This is a genomic window from Streptomyces griseoruber, assembly GCF_001514205.1.
Taxonomy (GTDB): domain Bacteria; phylum Actinomycetota; class Actinomycetes; order Streptomycetales; family Streptomycetaceae; genus Streptomyces; species Streptomyces griseoruber.
The window spans coordinates 270,351-286,688 of sequence record NZ_KQ948770.1 but is presented as its reverse complement, the minus strand read 5'-3'; the positions used below and the strand labels follow the sequence as shown (position 1 = coordinate 286,688).

General features: G+C 70.2%; 15 protein-coding genes and 1 tRNA gene. 7 read left to right on the top strand and 9 right to left on the bottom strand.

Annotation, left to right across the window (positions count from 1 at the left end; translation table 11 throughout):
• The first annotated feature begins 76 nt into the window (after window positions 1-76).
• Window positions 77-1,246: an acyl-CoA dehydrogenase family protein gene (locus AQJ64_RS21895; protein WP_055636204.1), complete on the top strand. Its 1,170-nt coding sequence runs from the start codon at window positions 77-79 to the stop codon at window positions 1,244-1,246.
• 32 nt (window positions 1,247-1,278) lie between these two features.
• On the opposite strand, the gene AQJ64_RS21890 is transcribed toward AQJ64_RS21895, so the two are convergent.
• From AQJ64_RS21890 to AQJ64_RS21870, 5 genes are all read right to left on the bottom strand, one after another.
• On the bottom strand, window positions 1,279-1,608 hold the full coding sequence (locus tag AQJ64_RS21890) for a rhodanese-like domain-containing protein (RefSeq protein WP_055636205.1): 330 nt from the start codon (window positions 1,606-1,608) through the stop codon (window positions 1,279-1,281).
• Window positions 1,609-1,667: 59 nt separating this feature from the next.
• Window positions 1,668-2,465, bottom strand: a complete 798-nt coding sequence (locus AQJ64_RS21885; RefSeq protein WP_055636206.1) for a J domain-containing protein — start codon at window positions 2,463-2,465, stop codon at window positions 1,668-1,670.
• A gap of 55 nt (window positions 2,466-2,520) precedes the next feature.
• A complete protein-coding gene (locus AQJ64_RS21880) occupies window positions 2,521-2,886 on the bottom strand; it encodes a hypothetical protein (protein WP_240512776.1) in 366 nt (121 codons plus the stop codon).
• A gap of 232 nt (window positions 2,887-3,118) precedes the next feature.
• Window positions 3,119-4,573, bottom strand: coding sequence for a DUF2252 domain-containing protein (locus AQJ64_RS21875; RefSeq protein WP_055636224.1), 1,455 nt, complete (start codon window positions 4,571-4,573; stop codon window positions 3,119-3,121).
• Window positions 4,574-4,763: 190 nt separating this feature from the next.
• Window positions 4,764-4,850 (bottom strand) — tRNA-Leu (locus tag AQJ64_RS21870).
• A gap of 434 nt (window positions 4,851-5,284) precedes the next feature.
• Here AQJ64_RS21870 and AQJ64_RS21865 point away from each other — a divergent pair.
• The 6 genes from AQJ64_RS21865 to pknB all read left to right on the top strand — a co-directional run bounded on the left by AQJ64_RS21865 (window position 5,285) and on the right by pknB (window position 13,444).
• Window positions 5,285-6,148, top strand: coding sequence for an FHA domain-containing protein (locus tag AQJ64_RS21865; RefSeq protein ID WP_055636208.1), 864 nt, complete (start codon window positions 5,285-5,287; stop codon window positions 6,146-6,148).
• Window positions 6,149-6,158: 10 nt separating this feature from the next.
• Entirely contained in the window at window positions 6,159-6,677 is a 519-nt protein-coding gene (locus AQJ64_RS21860) for an FHA domain-containing protein FhaB/FipA (RefSeq protein ID WP_055636209.1), read from the top strand.
• A 140-nt stretch (window positions 6,678-6,817) separates the two neighbouring features.
• Window positions 6,818-8,365 (top strand): Stp1/IreP family PP2C-type Ser/Thr phosphatase, encoded by a 1,548-nt coding sequence (locus tag AQJ64_RS21855; protein ID WP_055636210.1) that lies wholly within the window; start codon window positions 6,818-6,820, stop codon window positions 8,363-8,365.
• 27 nt (window positions 8,366-8,392) lie between these two features.
• Window positions 8,393-9,832, top strand: coding sequence for an FtsW/RodA/SpoVE family cell cycle protein (locus AQJ64_RS21850; protein ID WP_055636211.1), 1,440 nt, complete (start codon window positions 8,393-8,395; stop codon window positions 9,830-9,832).
• Window positions 9,829-11,292, top strand: coding sequence for a penicillin-binding transpeptidase domain-containing protein (locus tag AQJ64_RS21845; protein ID WP_055636212.1), 1,464 nt, complete (start codon window positions 9,829-9,831; stop codon window positions 11,290-11,292). The genes AQJ64_RS21850 and AQJ64_RS21845 overlap by 4 nt, the downstream gene beginning before the upstream one ends.
• A 169-nt stretch (window positions 11,293-11,461) precedes the next feature.
• Entirely contained in the window at window positions 11,462-13,444 is a 1,983-nt protein-coding gene (pknB, locus tag AQJ64_RS21840) for a Stk1 family PASTA domain-containing Ser/Thr kinase (RefSeq protein ID WP_055636213.1), read from the top strand.
• Between the two features lie 84 nt (window positions 13,445-13,528).
• Here pknB and AQJ64_RS21835 read toward each other — a convergent pair whose 3' ends face one another.
• Genes AQJ64_RS21835 through AQJ64_RS46230 form a run of 4 tightly spaced genes read right to left on the bottom strand, consistent with a single transcriptional unit; the run spans window position 13,529 to window position 16,334 of the window.
• Complete coding sequence (locus AQJ64_RS21835) at window positions 13,529-14,275, bottom strand: class E sortase (protein WP_055636214.1); 747 nt, start codon at window positions 14,273-14,275, stop codon at window positions 13,529-13,531.
• A 12-nt stretch (window positions 14,276-14,287) separates the two neighbouring features.
• On the bottom strand, window positions 14,288-15,493 hold the full coding sequence (locus AQJ64_RS21830; RefSeq protein WP_055636215.1) for a class E sortase: 1,206 nt from the start codon (window positions 15,491-15,493) through the stop codon (window positions 14,288-14,290).
• A complete protein-coding gene (locus AQJ64_RS21825; protein ID WP_055636216.1) occupies window positions 15,490-16,128 on the bottom strand; it encodes an aminodeoxychorismate/anthranilate synthase component II in 639 nt (212 codons plus the stop codon). Before AQJ64_RS21825 ends, AQJ64_RS21830 begins: the two co-directional genes overlap by 4 nt.
• Window positions 16,125-16,334 (bottom strand): hypothetical protein, encoded by a 210-nt coding sequence (locus tag AQJ64_RS46230; protein WP_079061838.1) that lies wholly within the window; start codon window positions 16,332-16,334, stop codon window positions 16,125-16,127. The genes AQJ64_RS21825 and AQJ64_RS46230 overlap by 4 nt, the downstream gene beginning before the upstream one ends.
• Window positions 16,335-16,338 lie beyond the last annotated feature (4 nt).

The following is a 16,338-nucleotide window of genomic DNA, read 5'->3' as shown; positions in this document are numbered from 1 at the left end:
TCTTGACGGACCGTCAGATCCGGGCGCAGCCATCGGAGTTCCGCCGGATCAGCCGACCCCTCGGAGAGGACAGGCCGTGGACTTCACCTTCAGCGAGGAGCAACAGGCGGCGGCCGAGGCGGCCCGCGGGGTCTTCGCCGGGGTCGCGCCCGACGCCGTGCCGAGCCCCGCGCTCACCCAGGGTCGCCCGGTGGCGGACGACTTCGACCGGGCGCTGTGGGGCAGGCTCGCCTCGGCGGACCTGCTGAGCCTGCTGCTCGACGAGGAGTACGGCGGGGCCGGACTGGACGCCGTGGCGCTGTGCCTGGTGCTGCGGGAGGCCGGGAAGGTGCTGGCGCGGGTGCCGCTGCTGGAGAACACCGCGGCCGCCGCGGCCGTACAGGCCTACGGCGGGCCGGAGTTGAAGGCCGAGCTGCTCGCGCGGGCCGGGCGGGGCGGGGCCGTGCTGACGGTCGCCTCGCACGGCCGCACCGGGCACGACGCGGCCGAACTCGCGGTGACCGCCCGACGGGACGGCGACGGCGGCGCGCGCGGCCAGGGCGGCGAGGGCGACTGGCTCCTGGACGGGGTCCAGACGGCGGTGCCCTGGGCCCATGACGCCGACTACGTCCTCGTGCCGGCGCGCACCGGCGACGACCGCAGCGTCCTCGCCGTGGTCGCCCGGGAGCAGGAGGGGGTCGTCCTCGCCGAGCAGATCTCCACCACCGGGGAGCGGCTCGGCGAACTGCGGCTGGAGTCGGCGCGGATCCCGGCCCGGTACGTCCTCACCGCCGAGGGTGCCGCGGAGTGGCTGCGGCAGCTGCTGGCCACCGGAACCTGTGCGCTGGCGCTCGGTCTGGGGGACCGGGTCCTCGGGATGACCGGTGACTACGCGAGCAAGCGCGAGCAGTTCGGGCACCCGATCGCCACCTTCCAGGCCGTCGCCGTGCAGGCCGCCGACCGCTACATCGATCTGCGCGCCATGGAGGTCACCCTGTGGCAGGCCGCCTGGCGGATCGCCTCCGGGGCGCCGGGCGCGCTGCCCGCCTCCGGCGACGTCGCCGTGGCCAAGATCTGGGCCTCGGAAGGGGTACGCCGGATCGTGCAGACGGCACAGCATCTGCACGGCGGGTTCGGTGCCGACGTCGACTACCCGCTGCACCGCTACCACGCCTGGGCGAAGCATCTGGAGCTGTCGCTCGGACCGGCGGCGGCGCACGAGGAGGCCCTGGGCGACCTGCTGGCCGCCCATCCTCTCGTCGGCTGAGGGGCGTCCGGCTGAAGGGCGCCGCGGAGGCGCTACAGAACGGCCCCCGGCCGTCCCTCGTCCGTCACCACGGGACGGCCCAGGGCCTGCCAGAACTGCATGCCGCCGTCGACGTTCACCGCGTCGATGCCCTGCTGGACGAGGTACATCGTGACCTGGGCCGAGCGGCCGCCGGAGCGGCAGATCACATGGACGCGTCCGTCCTGCGGGGCCGCCTCGGTCAGCTCACCGTAGCGGGCGACGAACTCACTGATGGGAATGTGCAGCGCGCCTTCGGCGTGACCCGCCTGCCACTCGTCGTCCTCACGGACGTCCAGCAGGAAGTCGCCGTCCGCGACCTCTCCGACCTCGACCGTGGGCACCCCAGCTCCAAAACTCATGCCCCCGACGCTACCGGACGTGACAGGACCGGCTGCCCCAGCTACCCCACCAGCTCCGCGAGCTCCGCCTCCTTCTTGGCGACGTCCGCGAGCAGCTGCTCGGCGATCTCGTCCAGCAGGCGGTCGGGGTCGTCCGGGGCCATCTTCAGCATGGAGCCGATGGCGCTGTCCTCCAGATTGCGGGCGACCAGCGTGAGCAGCTCCTTGCGTTCGGCGAGCCACTCCAGACGGGCGTAGAGCTCCTCGCTGGGCGTCGGGCGGCGCTCGGCGGGGGGCGGGCCGGCGGCCCACTCCTCGGCCAGCTCGCGCAGCGCGGCCTCGTCACCGCGGGCGTAGGCGGCGTTGACGCGGGTGATGAACTCCTCGCGCCGGGCCCGCTCCGCGTCCTGCTGAGCCAGGTCGGGGTGGGCCTTGCGGGCCAGCTCGCGATAGAGCTTGCGGGCCTCCTCGCTGGGCCGCACCCGCTCCGGGGGCCGTACCGGCTGTTCCGTGAGCATCGCCACGGCCTCGGGGAAGAGTCCGTTGCCGTCCATCCAGCCGTGGAACAGCTCCTCGACCCCCGGCATGGGCAGCACCCGGGCCCGCGCCTCCTGCGCCTGGCGCAGGTCCTCGGGGTCGCCGGTGCGGGCCGCCCTCGCCTCGGCGATCTGTGCGTCCAGTTCGTCGAGCCGGGTGTACATGGGGCCGAGTTTCTGGTGGTGGAGCCGCGAGAAGTTCTCGACCTCGACGCGGAAGGTCTCCACCGCGATCTCGAACTCGATCAACGCCTGCTCGGCGGCCCGCACGGCCTGCTCCAGCCGCTCCTCGGGCCGCGACTGCTCAGCTTCGGGGGTCGTCACCCGACCAGCCTAGGCCAAGCCCGCCCGCCCCGAGGCGGCTCACCGCTCCGACCGGCTACGACAGGGTCGGCAGACGGCCCGTGGGCCGGTAGTCGATCTTCCAGTCCGTGTACACCCCGGCGAAGCCGTCGTCCTCGCAGCGCAGGTCCACGGTCACCCAGCGCACCGCGCCGTCCTCACCCAGGCTGAAGGCGACCGCCGACTCGAACCGCTCACCGCCGCAGGGGCACTCGGCGATGCCGGGCACATCGTCCTCCCAGCGTTCCTCGCCCCAGAACTCCTCGCTGTCGGCGAGGAAGGCACGGCTCCCGCAGCCGCGGCACTCCCGGCGCGCCGCGGACGCGTTGACCTCCAGGGAGAAGACCCGGCCACCGCATCCGCCGCACACCGAGGCGACGATGAGCACCGGCCGGTCGTCCACGGCCCGCAGACAGGCCGCCAGCCCGGCCGAGACGCCCTCCCCGACCCGGTCGTCAGCTGCACGCGTCCTAGTGCCGCGGCAGGCAACGTTTGCCCGTCAAGGAGCGGCGTCCGGTGCGTGCTCTCGGCGTGCCGGCCGGAAGTCCTCGTACTGGACGTACTTGGGCTTTCGGCCGGTGCGGCGAGAGTGCGTGCCGGGCGTCGCGACGGGGCGAACGTCGCCTGCCTCGGCACTAGACCCCCGGCTCCGCCGCGATCCGCCCCGCCCGCACCGCCGTCACCAGATCGCCGTGGTCGGCCTCGGTGCGGTCGGCGTAGGTGACGGCGAAGGCGGCGATCGCCTCGTCGAGCTCCTCGTTCTTGCCGCAGTAGCCGGCGATCAGCCGCGGGTCGGCGCTGTGGGAGTGGGCGCGGGCCAGCAGGGCGCCGGTCATCCGGCCGTAGTCGTCGACCTGGTCGGCGGCGAGCGCGGCCGGGTCGACGCTGCCCTTGCGGTTGCGGAACTGCCGTACCTGGAAGGGCCGGCCCTCGACGGTCGTCCAGCCCAGCAGGATGTCGCTGACGACCTGCATCCGCTTCTGGCCCAGGACCACCCGGCGGCCCTCGTGGCCCTCGTCCGGCGTCTCGACGCCGGCCGTGCGCAGATGCGGCACCAGGGCCGAGGCGCGCGCCTCCTTCACCTGGAGGATCAGCGGCTCGCCCCGGTGGTCCAGGAGCAGGACGACGTACGAGCGGGTGCCGACGCTGCCCGTGCCGACGACCCGGAAGGCGACGTCGTGGACCGCGTGCCGGGACAGCAGCGGGAGGCGGTCCTCGGAGAGGGTGGCCAGGTACGGCTCCAGGGAGAGGGCCACCGCCGCGGCCTCCTCGTCCGGGATCCGGCGCAGCACCGGCGGGGCGTCGACGAAGCGACGGCCGCCGTCCTCGGTACGGGTGGTCGACTTCGCCGCGAACCGCCCGCTGGTGTTGGCCCGCGCCTTCTCCGAGACCCGCTCCAGCGTGCCGACCAGGTCGTGGGCGTCGGCGTGGGAGACCAGCTCCTCGTCGGCGATCGCGTTCCACGCGTCCAGCACCGGGAGCCTGGCCAGCAGCCGCATGGTGCGGCGGTAGGAGCCGGCCGCTCCGTGGGCGGCCTGGCGGCAGGTGTCCTCGTCGGCGCCGGCCTCCCGGCCCGCGAGCACCAGGGAGGCGGCGAGCCGCTTGAGGTCCCACTCCCAGGGGCCGTGGACCGTCTCGTCGAAGTCGTTGAGGTCGATGACGAGCCCGCCGCGGGCGTCCCCGTAGAGACCGAAGTTGGCCGCGTGGGCGTCACCGCAGATCTGGGCGCCGATCCCGGTCATCGGGGTGCGGGCGAGGTCATGGGCCATGAGTCCGGCCGAACCGCGCAGGAACGCGAACGGGGTGGCCGCCATCCGTCCGACCCGTATCGGCGTCAGCTCCGGGATACGCCCCTGGTTGGACTCCTCGACCGCCGTCACCGCGTCCGGGCGGGAGGCGTCCAGGTCGAGCAGGGCGTGCGAGGACCGCGCGACCGCGTCCCGCAGCGCCTTGCCCCGCTCCTTCGGTGCACGAGCCCCGGTCCCCGCCGCGACCTCCGCCGCCTCCGCCGCGAATCGCCCGGCGAACCCACGCACATGAGGCAGTCTGCGCGCCTCGCCCGCAACTGCCCCCGCCTCGGCCTCGGTCACGTTGACCGCCTCCCCCGCATTTCCGTACACGTCGATCAATTCGAGCCGACCGTACAGCCCGTGGCCTGCATCACGGCAGCCCTGTTTCACGTGAAACCAAGGAGGCCGACAGTCTGAGACGTTCCTCACACACGGTAAACGGATCCGAACACGCGGAAGCCCCCAGGTCCGAGACCTGGGGGCTTCCGTCTGGTGCGCGAGGGGGGAGTTGAACCCCCACGCCCTTTCGGGCACTGGAACCTGAATCCAGCGCGTCTGCCTATTCCGCCACCCGCGCATTGGGTGTGTCTTCCGGGTTCGGGCTTTTTCGTCCCGGCGCCTTCCGACATGCAGAACACTAGCACGGTGACCAGGGTGCGTTCACATCCCTTATCCGGGGCACAGGTCCCCTGAGAGGCCGACGGCAACCTCGTACGTCTCGGCGGTGACTGGTTCACGTATCAACCTCGTACCTATGGCGTCCGTCTCCCCGGGAGCCGGACGAGGTCCACAGTCGGGTGCGGGACACTGGTCCTTGGCCGCCTCTACGATCCTGGGCAGAAAACAGGTACGGAAGCAGGTACGGAGACAGGTGAGGACGAGGGCGTCGACACCCGTCGACGGGGCCGACAGGGGGAACCAGCCGATTCACCGGCGCGTGGATACGATCAGTAAGCAGTACCAGGTAGGCAGCAGGACACGGGACGCAGGTCACGACGGAGGAGGTGCCCCATGGGAGTCCTGAAGAAGTTCGAGCAGCGTCTCGAGGGTCTGGTCAACGGCACCTTCGCCAAGGTCTTCAAGTCCGAGGTCCAGCCCGTGGAGATCGCGGGAGCGCTCCAGCGCGAGTGCGACAACAACGCGACGATCTGGAACCGCGACCGGACCGTCGTCCCCAACGACTTCATCGTGGAGCTGAGCGCGCCCGACCACGAGCGCCTCAGCCCCTACTCCGGCCAGCTCGGCGACGAGCTCGCCGGCATGGTGCGCGACTACGCCAAGCAGCAGCGCTACACCTTCATGGGACCGATCAAGGTCAACCTGGAGAAGGCCGACGACCTCGACACCGGCCTGTACCGGGTGCGCAGCCGTACGCTCGCCTCCTCCAGCAGCCAGGCCGCCGCGGGCGCGCCCGGCGGCGGCCCCGCCCAGCGGCCCGGCGGCTACGGCTACCCGCCCGCCGGCGGCACCGCCGCTCCCCCCATGCCGTCCGCGCCGCCGCCGGCCGCCGGCGGCTACGGCTATCCGCCCGCCGGTGCCCAGCGCCCCGGCGCCGCGGGCGGCGGCCTCGCCGGCGCCCCCGCACCCGGCTCACGCACCCGCCACTGGATCGAGATCAACGGCACCCGCCACCAGATCTCCCGCGGCACCCTCGTGCTGGGCCGCTCCACCGAGGCCGACGTACGGATCGACGACCCCGGTGTCTCCCGCCGGCACTGTGAGATCCGGACCGGTTCGCCCTCGACGATCCAGGATCTCGGTTCCACCAACGGCATCGTGGTGGACGGACAGCACACCACCCGCGCTACGCTCCGCGACGGCTCGCGGATCGTCGTGGGCAGCACCACCGTTATCTATAGGCAAGCCGAAGGGTGAAGCGGGGGCAATGTCAGAGCTGACCCTCACGGTCATGCGGCTGGGTTTCCTGGCCGTACTGTGGCTGTTCGTGATCGTGGCCGTACAGGTCATCCGCAGCGACCTGTTCGGTACGCGCGTCACCCAGCGCGGCTCGCGACGGGAAGCGGGACGACCGCAGCAGGCACAGCGCCAGCAGGCGCCCCCGCAGCAGCGCCAGCAGCCCGCCGCCTCCGGCGGCCGCCGGGGCCGTAACGCCCCGACCAAACTCGTCGTGTCCGAAGGCATCCTCACCGGCACGACCGTCGCGTTGCAGGGCCAGACCATCACCCTGGGCCGCGCGCACGACAGCACGATCGTGCTGGACGACGACTACGCCTCCAGCCGTCATGCCAGGATCTACCCGGACCGCGACGGCCAGTGGATCGTCGAGGACCTGGGCTCCACCAATGGCACGTACCTCGACCGAACGCGGTTGACGACCCCCACGCCGATCCCGCTGGGCGCGCCGATCCGTATCGGCAAGACCGTCATCGAGCTGCGGAAGTAGTGCTACATCATGACTGAGCGCGAGCGGAGCGAGCACGCCAGGGCGGCCGGCACCCCGGTCCCGGGCGCGCTCCCGACCGGAGGGTGGGCAGTGTGGCTCGACACGACCGGCTGTACCCGGGGCCGACGGGCGAGGTGGGCATGAGTCTGTCACTGCGTTTCGCCGCCGGATCGCACAAGGGCATGATCCGCGAGGGCAACGAGGACTCGGGGTACGCCGGTCCCCGCCTGCTCGCCATCGCCGACGGCATGGGCGGCGCCGCCGCCGGTGAGGTCGCCTCCTCCGAGGCCATCTCCACCATCGTCGCCCTCGACGACGACGTGCCCGGCTCCGACGTCCTCACCTCGCTCGGTACGGCGGTCCAGCGCGCCAACGACCAGCTGCGCTCCCTGGTCGAGGAGGACCCCCAGCTCGAAGGCATGGGGACCACCCTGACCGCCCTGCTGTGGACGGGCCAGCGCCTCGGTCTGGTGCACGTCGGCGACTCGCGCGCCTACCTGCTCCGGGACGGCGTACTGACCCAGATCACCCAGGACCACACCTGGGTGCAGCGGCTGGTCGACGAGGGCCGCATCACCGAGGAAGAGGCCACCACCCACCCCCAGCGCTCCCTGCTGATGCGTGCCCTCGGCAGCGGCGAGCACGTCGAACCCGATCTGTCGATCCGTGAGGTCCGGGCCGGCGACCGCTATCTGATCTGCTCCGACGGACTGTCCGGGGTGGTCTCCCACCAGACCCTCGAGGACACCCTCGCCAGCTACCAGGGCCCGCAGGAGACCGTGGGGGAGCTGATCCAGCTCGCGCTGCGCGGCGGCGGCCCCGACAACATCACGGTCATCGTCGCCGACGTCCTCGACCTGGACACCGGCGACACCCTCGCCGGACAGCTCTCCGACACCCCGGTCGTGGTCGGTGCGGTCGCCGAGACCCAGCACCAGCTGCACGACAACGGCATCATGCAGACCCCGGCCGGCCGTGCCTCGAACCTCGGCCGCAGGCGCCACGCGGGCGGCGGGGGCGGCGAGTTCGGCCCGCCCGGCTCCGGCGGCGACATCACCGGCTTCATCTCCACCGACGGCCTCGGGGAGTACACCGACGAGGACTTCGTCAAGCCGCGCAAGGGCCGCAGGTGGCTGAAGAGATCCTTCTACAGCGTCCTCACCCTCGCCGTCATCGGCGGGGGTCTCTACGGCGGCTGGCGCTGGACGCAGACGCAGTACTACGTCGGCACCAACGGCGAGCACCTCGCGCTGTACCGGGGCATCAGCCAGGACCTGGCCTGGGTCTCGCTCTCGAAGGTGGAGAAGGACCATCCCGAGATCGAACTCAAGTACCTCCCGGAGTACCAGCAGAAGCAGGTCCAGGCCACGATCCCCGAGGGCAGCCTGAGCAGCGCCCAGAAGAAGATCGAGGAACTGTCGGTCCAGGCGTCCGCGTGCCAGAAGCAGACGCAGGCCGGCGCGGCCAGGACCTCGGCCAGTTCGAAGACCGGCTCCGGCCAGGCCGGCGGCGGCACGGGAACCACCCCCGTGTCCCTCACGTCCAAGGCTTCACCGAGCCCGACCCCGAACCCGAGCAAGCCGTCGGGTTCGTCGTCCCCGTCCCCGTCCGCGACCGCCACTCCCAGCCCCGGCCCCACTCTCTCGGAGGAAGAGCAGAAGGTCGTCTCGCGGTGCGGTGAGCAGTAGGCAAGCCGTGAGAGGCCCTGTCACATCATGAGCAGTACTACTAATTCGCCGACGCATCACACGTCCACGATCGGCTCGATCGGCACCCCGAGCCGGCGCAACACCGAGCTCGCGCTGCTGGTGTTCGCCGTCGTGATCCCGGTCTTCGCCTACGCCAACGTGGGCCTCGCGATCAACGACCAGGTGCCGTCCGGCCTGCTGAGCTACGGCCTGGGCCTCGGCCTGCTGGCCGGCGTCGCCCATCTCGTCGTACGCAAGTTCGCACCGTACGCCGACCCGCTGCTGCTGCCGCTGGCCACCCTGCTGAACGGCCTCGGGCTCGTCGCCATCTGGAGACTGGACCAGTCCAAGCTGCTCCAGCAGATCAAGCAGGCGGGCACGGCCGCGCCCCGGCAGCTGATGTACACCGCGATGGGCATCGCGCTCTTCATCGTGGTGCTGATCTTCCTCAAGGACCACCGCGTCCTGCAGCGCTACACCTACATCTCCATGGTCGGCGCGGTCTTCCTGCTGCTGCTCCCGCTCGTCCCCGGCCTCGGCCAGAACATCTACGGCGCCAAGATCTGGATCTCCGTCGCCGGTTTCTCCATCCAGCCCGGTGAGTTCGCGAAGATCGTGCTCGCGATCTTCTTCGCCGGCTACCTGATGGTGAAGCGCGACGCGCTCGCCCTCGCCAGCCGCCGCGTCCTCGGCCTGTACCTGCCGCGCGGCCGTGACCTCGGCCCGATCATCGTGGTCTGGCTGATCTCGATCCTGATCCTGGTCTTCGAGACGGACCTCGGCACCTCGCTGCTGTTCTTCGGAATGTTCGTCATCATGCTGTACGTCGCCACCGAGCGGACCAGCTGGATCGTCTTCGGTCTGCTGATGTCCTCCGTCGGCGCGGTCGGCGTGGCCCAGTTCGAGAGCCACGTCCAGCAGCGTGTCCAGGCCTGGCTCGACCCGATGAACGAGTACAAGCTCTCCCAGAAGGGCATCATCGGTCACTCCGAGCAGGCCATGCAGGCGCTGTGGGCGTTCGGCTCCGGCGGCACCCTCGGCACCGGCTGGGGCCAGGGCCACTCCGAGCTGATCAAGTTCGCCGCCAACTCCGACTTCATCCTCGCCACGTTCGGCGAGGAGCTGGGACTCGCCGGCATCATGGCGCTGCTCCTGCTGTACGGCCTGATCGTGGAACGCGGCGTGCGCACCGCCCTCGCCGCCCGCGACCCGTTCGGCAAGCTGCTCGCCATCGGCCTCTCCGGCGCCTTCGCGCTCCAGGTGTTCGTCGTCGCCGGCGGTGTGATGGGTCTCATCCCGCTCACCGGTATGACGATGCCCTTCCTGGCGTACGGCGGTTCGTCCGTCATCGCCAACTGGGCCCTGATCGGCATCCTGATCCGGATCAGCGACACCGCGCGGCGTCCGGCACCGGCCCCCGCCTCCAACCCCGACGCCGAGATGACCCAGGTGGTCCGCCCGTCATGAACAAGCCACTGCGCCGGATCGCGATCTTCTGCGGCCTTCTCGTGCTGACCCTGCTGCTGCGGGACAACTACCTGCAGTACGTCAAGGCGGACACCCTCGCGAGCGACACCAAGAACCGCCGCGTCAACATCACGCGCTACTCCACGCCGCGCGGAGACATCATCGTCGACGGCAAGGCCATCACCGGCTCCGTCGAGACCACCGGCGACTACAAGTACAAGCGCACCTGGAAGGACGGCGCCATGTGGGCGCCGGTCACCGGCTTCTCCTCGCAGGCCTTCGGCGCCAACCAGCTGGAGAAGCTCGAGGACGGCATCCTCTCCGGCAACGACGACCAGCTCTTCTTCCGCAACACCCTGGACATGATCACGGGCAAGGAGAAGGAGGGCGGCAGCGTCGTCACCACCCTCAACTCAGCCGCCCAGAAGGCCGCCTACAACGGCCTCGGCGGCAAGAAGGGCGCCGTCGCCGCGATCGACCCGTCCACCGGCAAGATCCTGGCCCTGGTCTCCACGCCGTCGTACGACCCCTCGAAGTTCGCCGGGTCCTCCAGCAAGGACCAGGAGGCCTGGCTGGCCGTCCAGAAGAAGAACGACCCCGACGACCCGATGCTCAACCGCGCGCTGCGCGAGACCTACCCGGCGGGCTCCACGTTCAAGGTGGTCACCGGCGCGGCCGCGCTGGAGAACGGCGTCGTGTCGGGCATCGACGACGCGACCAAGACCCCGGACCCGTTCAGGCTGCCGCAGTCCAGCACCGACCTCACCAACGAGCACGGAGTCTGCGAGAACGCGACCCTGCGCGAGGCGCTGCGGGTCTCCTGCAACACCGTCTTCGCGAAGATGGCCGACAACGTCGGCAACGAGAAGATGATCGAGCAGGCGGAGAAGTTCGGCTTCAACGAGGCGGAGCTGGACACCCCGGTGCGCGCCGCGGAGAGCGTCTACCCCAAGGACAACCGGCCGCAGAACGCGCTCGACGGCATCGGCCAGGGCTCCATGCGGGCCACCCCGCTGCAGATGGCCATGGTCGCCTCGGCGGTCGCCAACGACGGCAAGCTGATGAAGCCGTACATGGTCGACGAGCTCAAGGCGCCGAACCTGGACACCCTGGAGGCGACCAAGCCGCAGGAGCTGTCCCAGGCGGTCTCCGCGGAAACCGCCCAGAAGCTCCAGGACATGATGGAGACGGTCGTCAAGAGTGGCACCGGTACGGCTGCGAAGATCGACGGCGTCACCGTGGGCGGCAAGACCGGTACCGCCCAGCACGGCCTCAAGAACAGCGAGAAGCCGTACGCCTGGTTCATCTCGTACGCCAAGCTGTCCGACGGCAGCGCGCCGGTGGCCGTCGCGGTGGTCGTCGAGGACGGCGCCGCCAACCGTGACGACATCACGGGCGGTGGTCTCGCCGCCCCGATCGCGAGGAGCGTGATGAAGGCAGTCATCGACAGCAAGAAGTGACCCCCATCACGTTGCCTGCACATCGGTGCACGTTGCGATACCGGTCCTGCATCGGGTGACGGGCTTGGCCAGGTCACAGACCGCCGTCCGGGTACGGTATGCCCGGACGGCAGCCTTCGACCGCACATGTGTGCCGGTCGGGACCGACGGAGAGGGCTGGTAGGTAGCTATGGAAGAGCCGCGTCGCCTCGGCGGCCGGTACGAGCTGGGCCATGTGCTCGGTCGTGGTGGCATGGCGGAGGTCTATTTCGCGCACGACACCCGCCTCGGCCGCGCCGTGGCGGTGAAGACGCTGCGCGTGGACCTCGCGCGCGACCCTTCCTTCCAGGCCCGGTTCCGCCGGGAGGCCCAGTCGGCCGCCTCGCTCAACCACCCCGCGATCGTCGCGGTCTACGACACGGGCGAGGACTACATCGACGGGGTCTCGATCCCGTACATCGTCATGGAGTACGTCGAGGGCTCCACGCTCCGTGAGCTGCTCCACTCCGGCCGCAAGCTGCTGCCGGAGCGGACGCTGGAGATGACCATCGGCATCCTCCAGGGCCTGGAGTACGCGCACCGAAGCGGCATCGTGCACCGGGACATCAAGCCGGCGAACGTCATGCTGACGCGCAACGGCCAGGTCAAGGTCATGGACTTCGGCATCGCCCGTGCGATGGGCGACTCCGGGATGACGATGACCCAGACCGCGGCCGTGATCGGCACCGCCCAGTACCTCTCGCCGGAGCAGGCGAAGGGCGAGCAGGTCGACGCGCGCTCGGACCTGTACTCGACGGGGTGCCTCCTCTACGAGCTGCTGACGGTCCGTCCGCCCTTCGTCGGGGACTCCCCGGTGGCGGTGGCCTACCAGCACGTACGGGAGGAGCCGCAGCCCCCGTCGGTGTTCGACCCCGAGATCACCCCCGAGATGGACGCGATCGTCCTGAAGGCGCTGGTCAAGGACCCGAACTACCGCTACCAGTCGGCCGACGAGATGCGCGCGGACATCGAGGCCTGCCTCGACGGCCAGCCGGTCGCGGCCACGGCGGCGATGGGCTCCGTCGGCTACGGCTACGGCGACGACCAGGCCACCACGGCCCTGCGCTCCGCCGACGGCGGCGCCACCTCGATGCTGCCGCCGATGAACCCGGACGACGGGGGCTACGGCTTCGGCACCTACGACGACCGCCCGGACCGCCGCCGCCAGAAGAAGTCGAACACCTCGACGATCCTGCTGGTGGTGGCCGCGGTCCTGGTGCTGGTGGGCGCGATCCTGATCGGGAAGTGGGCGTTCGGCGGCAAGGACGCGAGCGACGAGACGGTACCCGTGCCCAGCCTGATCAGCCAGACCCTGGCCACTGCGAAACAGCAGTTGACCAACGTCGAACTCAAGGTGGGAACGGTCACCGAGAAGGCCTGCGAGAACCAGCCCAAGGGTCAGATCTGCGACCAGGACCCCGACCCCAAGACCGAGGTCAAGAAGAACTCCACCGTCAACCTGGTGGTTTCCACCGGAGCGCCGAAGGTCGTGGTGCCGGACGTCCAGGGCCTGACCTTCGACAAGGCGAAGGAGCAGCTGGAGGCCAAGGGCTTCGAGGTCGAGAAGAAGACCGAGGAGTCCGACCAGACCCCGGGGGTCGTCATCAGCCAGGACCCGGCGGGTGACACCGAGCGGGAGAAGGGTTCCACGATCACCCTGACCGTGGCAGCCGAAAAGGCGAAGGCGACCGTGCCCGACGTCTCCGGTCAGAGCTGTGAGGCGGCCAAGGCCCAGATGCAGGCCAACGACCTGACCGGCAACTGCGTCGAGGTCGACACCCAGGACCAGAACCAGATCGGCAAGGTCATCTCGACCAGCCCCCAGATCGGCGCCCAGGTCGACAAGGGCTCCACGGTCACGATCCAGGTCGGCAAGAGCAGCCAGACCCAGGTGCCGTCCGACCTCCAGGGCAAGACCCTGAAGGACGCCAGGCAGGCGCTGCAGGACGCGGGCCTGAACGTCGGCCAGATCTCCGGCTCCCAGGACGACAACGCCCAGGTCATCAGCTCCGACCCGAGCCCCGGCAGCACGGTCGACCGCGGTACGACGGTCAACCTGGTCGCCATCAACACCGGGAACAACAACGGCGGCAACAACAACGGCGGCACGATCTTCGGCCAGACCGGCGGCTAGCCACCCCACGCAGTGAACAGGGCCTTGGCCAACCAGTCACCACGGTTGGCCAAGGCTCTCGTGTTTGTCCTGGGCCCCTCGATCTCAGCCGTTCAGTTCCTTCGGCAAAGTCCGGTTCGCGTCGACCTTCTGGACGCGCTCCAGCTCGCCCCACACCACATAGCGGTAGCGCGAGGTGTAGACCGGGGTGCAGGTCGTCAGGGTGATGTAGTGGCCGGCCTTCTTCTTGCCGGACTCCTCGGGGATCCGGCCGAGGACCTCGACGTTGTACTTCGAGGTCTCGGGGAGGATCGCGTAGACCTTGTAGACGTACCAGTCGTCCCGCGTCTCGAAGACGATCGGGTCGCCCTTCTTCAGCTTGTCGATGTTGTGGAACTTCGCGCCGTGGCCGTCCCGGTGCGCGGCGAGGGTGAAGTTGCCCTCCTTGCCGCTGGTGGGGAGCGCGGCCTTGACGGGGTCGGTGTAGTAGCCGGCCACGCCCTCGTTGAGGACGTCCGTCGAGGTGCCCTTCTCGACCAGGACCTCGCCGTTCTTCATGGCGGGCACATGCAGGAAGCCGATGCCGTCCTTGGTGTCGAGCGCGCCCGGCCCGGTGTCCTGCTGGGACCAGTTGTCCCGGACCTTGTCGGCCTGTTTGTCGGCGTGCCGGTCGGCGACGACGTTCGTCCACCACAGGGAGTAGACGACGAACAGGCCGAGGACCAGGCCCGCCGTGATGAGGAGTTCGCCGAAGACGCTGACGGCGAGGGCGATCCGCCCGCGGCGCGGCCCCGAAGGCGCGTCCGCCCCAGTCTCCTGTACCTGTTCGGTGTCGCCGGTGGTCGCTGCCACGTTCAACTGCTCCTACTCGACGAGCGCATCCGGCTTGCCCTTGCTGCGCGGCCGTTCCTCGACCATCTTGCCCCAGACGATCAACCGGTACTTGCTGGTGAACTCCGGCGTACAGGTGGTGAGGGTGATGTACCGGCCCGGACCGGTGAATCCGGACTGCGGCGGCACGGCGTCGAGGACGCTGGTGTTGCTGGGCGAGGTGACCGGCAGCGAGGACGTCATCTTGTAGACGAAGTACTCGTCCTGCGTCTCCACGACGATGTCGTCACCCGCGGTGAGCCTGTTGATGTACCGGAACGGCTCGCCGTGCGTGTTGCGGTGCCCGGCGAGCCCGAAGTTGCCGCTCTTGTCCTCGGGCATGGCCGTCTTCAGCGCGCCCTCGCCGTAGTGCCCGACCATGCCCTTGTCGAGCACCTTCTTGTTGCTGACGCCCTCCGCGATCGGCACCACCACGTCCAGCTTGGGGATGTGCAGGATCGCGAAGCCCTGCCCGGGGGAGAAGGCGCCCGGGTTGCGCTTGCCGTTGGCCCAGTCGTCCTGGAGGCTGTTCGCCTCCTTGCTGGCCTGGGCGTGCGCCCGCACATTCGTCCACCAGAGCTGGTAGCTGACGAAGAGCAGCATCAGCACACCCGTGGTGATGAACACCTCGCCGACCGCCCGGCTGGCGACCACCGCGGCGCTGGGCTTGCGCGCCTTGGCCTGCCGGCGGGCCTCCACCCGCGACAGCGGCCGCTCGTCCTGCGAGGGCGCGATCGCCGGGTCGGCGGCGTCGAGGGATCCCGCGGCGAAGCCGCCATGGCGGCCGTGACGGCCCTTGGCGGCCTTTCTGCGGGCCGCTCGGCCACCCGCGGGGGTTCCGGGGGCAGGAGAGGCCGATGTGGCGCCAGAGGCCGATGTGGCGCCGCCGAACCCGTCGGCCCCGCCCGGCGGTGGCTCCGGGATCCGCAGCGCCACCGTCTCCTCGTCGATGGGCGGAAGCTGCTGTGTGAACGCCTCCCCGACCCTCGCCTCCGCGACCCTCGCCTCCGCGACCGTCGGCTCGGCGACCGTCGGCTCGGCGACCGGAGCCGCCTTCCGCCGCCGCCCGGTGCCGGGGCGCGGATCGCCGCCGTACGGCCCGGCGCCCGGCGGCTGCTCCCCGGCATAGGCATCCACACCGAAGGACTCGTACGGCGCGGTGCCGTACGAGTCCTCGCGCTCGGGGCGCAGCGCGGTCACGCCGTGGCCCTGCCCACCACCGGGGCGAGCCCCGCCGACCTCGCCACCGCGCCCTGGTCGCCGCACTCCACCAGCCAGTTGGCCAGCATCCGGTGGCCGTGCTCGGTCAGCACCGACTCCGGGTGGAACTGCACGCCCTCGACGGGCAGTTCGCGGTGGCGCAGGCCCATGACGATCCCGTCGTGGGTGCGGGCGGTGACCTCCAGCTCGGCCGGGACGGTGGCCGGTTCGGCGGCGAGGGAGTGGTAGCGGGTCGCGGTGAAGGGGGTGGGCAGTCCGCTGAAGACGCCCTTGCCCTCGTGTTCCACCAGGGAGGTCTTTCCGTGCAGCAGCTCGGGCGCGCGGTCCACGACACCGCCGTACGCCACCTGCATGGACTGCATGCCCAGGCAGACCCCGAAGACGGGGACGCCGGTGGCGGCGCAGTGGCGGACCATCTCGATGCAGACGCCGGCCTCCTCGGGGGTACCGGGGCCGGGCGACAGCAGGACACCGTCGAAGCCGTCCTGGGCGTGGGAGGTGGAGACCTCGTCGTTGCGCAGGACCTCGCACTCGGCGCCCAGTTGGTACAGGTACTGGACGAGATTGAAGACAAAACTGTCGTAGTTGTCGACGACGAGAATGCGCGCGCTCACTGGTTGTCCACCGTCACATCGTTGAAGGGAAGCAGCGGTTCGGCCCACGGAAAGACGTACTGGAACAGGGCATAGACGACAGCCAGGACCAGCACGATCGAGATCAGCGCCTTCACCCACGCGTTTCCCGGCAGATGCCGCCAGATCCAGCCGTACATGCCGTCCCTTCCGTCGCGCCACGGCACCTGACTCACGCCGTACGCCACCAGA

Excerpts from the sequence above, each read along its gene's own strand:
- AQJ64_RS21865 (WP_055636208.1), top strand. The coding sequence starts at position 5,285 with ATGGGAGTCCTGAAGAAGTTCGAGCAGCGTCTCGAGGGTCTGGTCAAC.
- AQJ64_RS21860 (WP_055636209.1), top strand. The coding sequence starts at position 6,159 with ATGTCAGAGCTGACCCTCACGGTCATGCGGCTGGGTTTCCTGGCCGTA.
- AQJ64_RS21855 (WP_055636210.1), top strand. The coding sequence starts at position 6,818 with ATGAGTCTGTCACTGCGTTTCGCCGCCGGATCGCACAAGGGCATGATC.
- AQJ64_RS21850 (WP_055636211.1), top strand. The coding sequence starts at position 8,393 with ATGAGCAGTACTACTAATTCGCCGACGCATCACACGTCCACGATCGGC.
- AQJ64_RS21845 (WP_055636212.1), top strand. The coding sequence starts at position 9,829 with ATGAACAAGCCACTGCGCCGGATCGCGATCTTCTGCGGCCTTCTCGTG.
- pknB (WP_055636213.1), top strand. The coding sequence starts at position 11,462 with ATGGAAGAGCCGCGTCGCCTCGGCGGCCGGTACGAGCTGGGCCATGTG.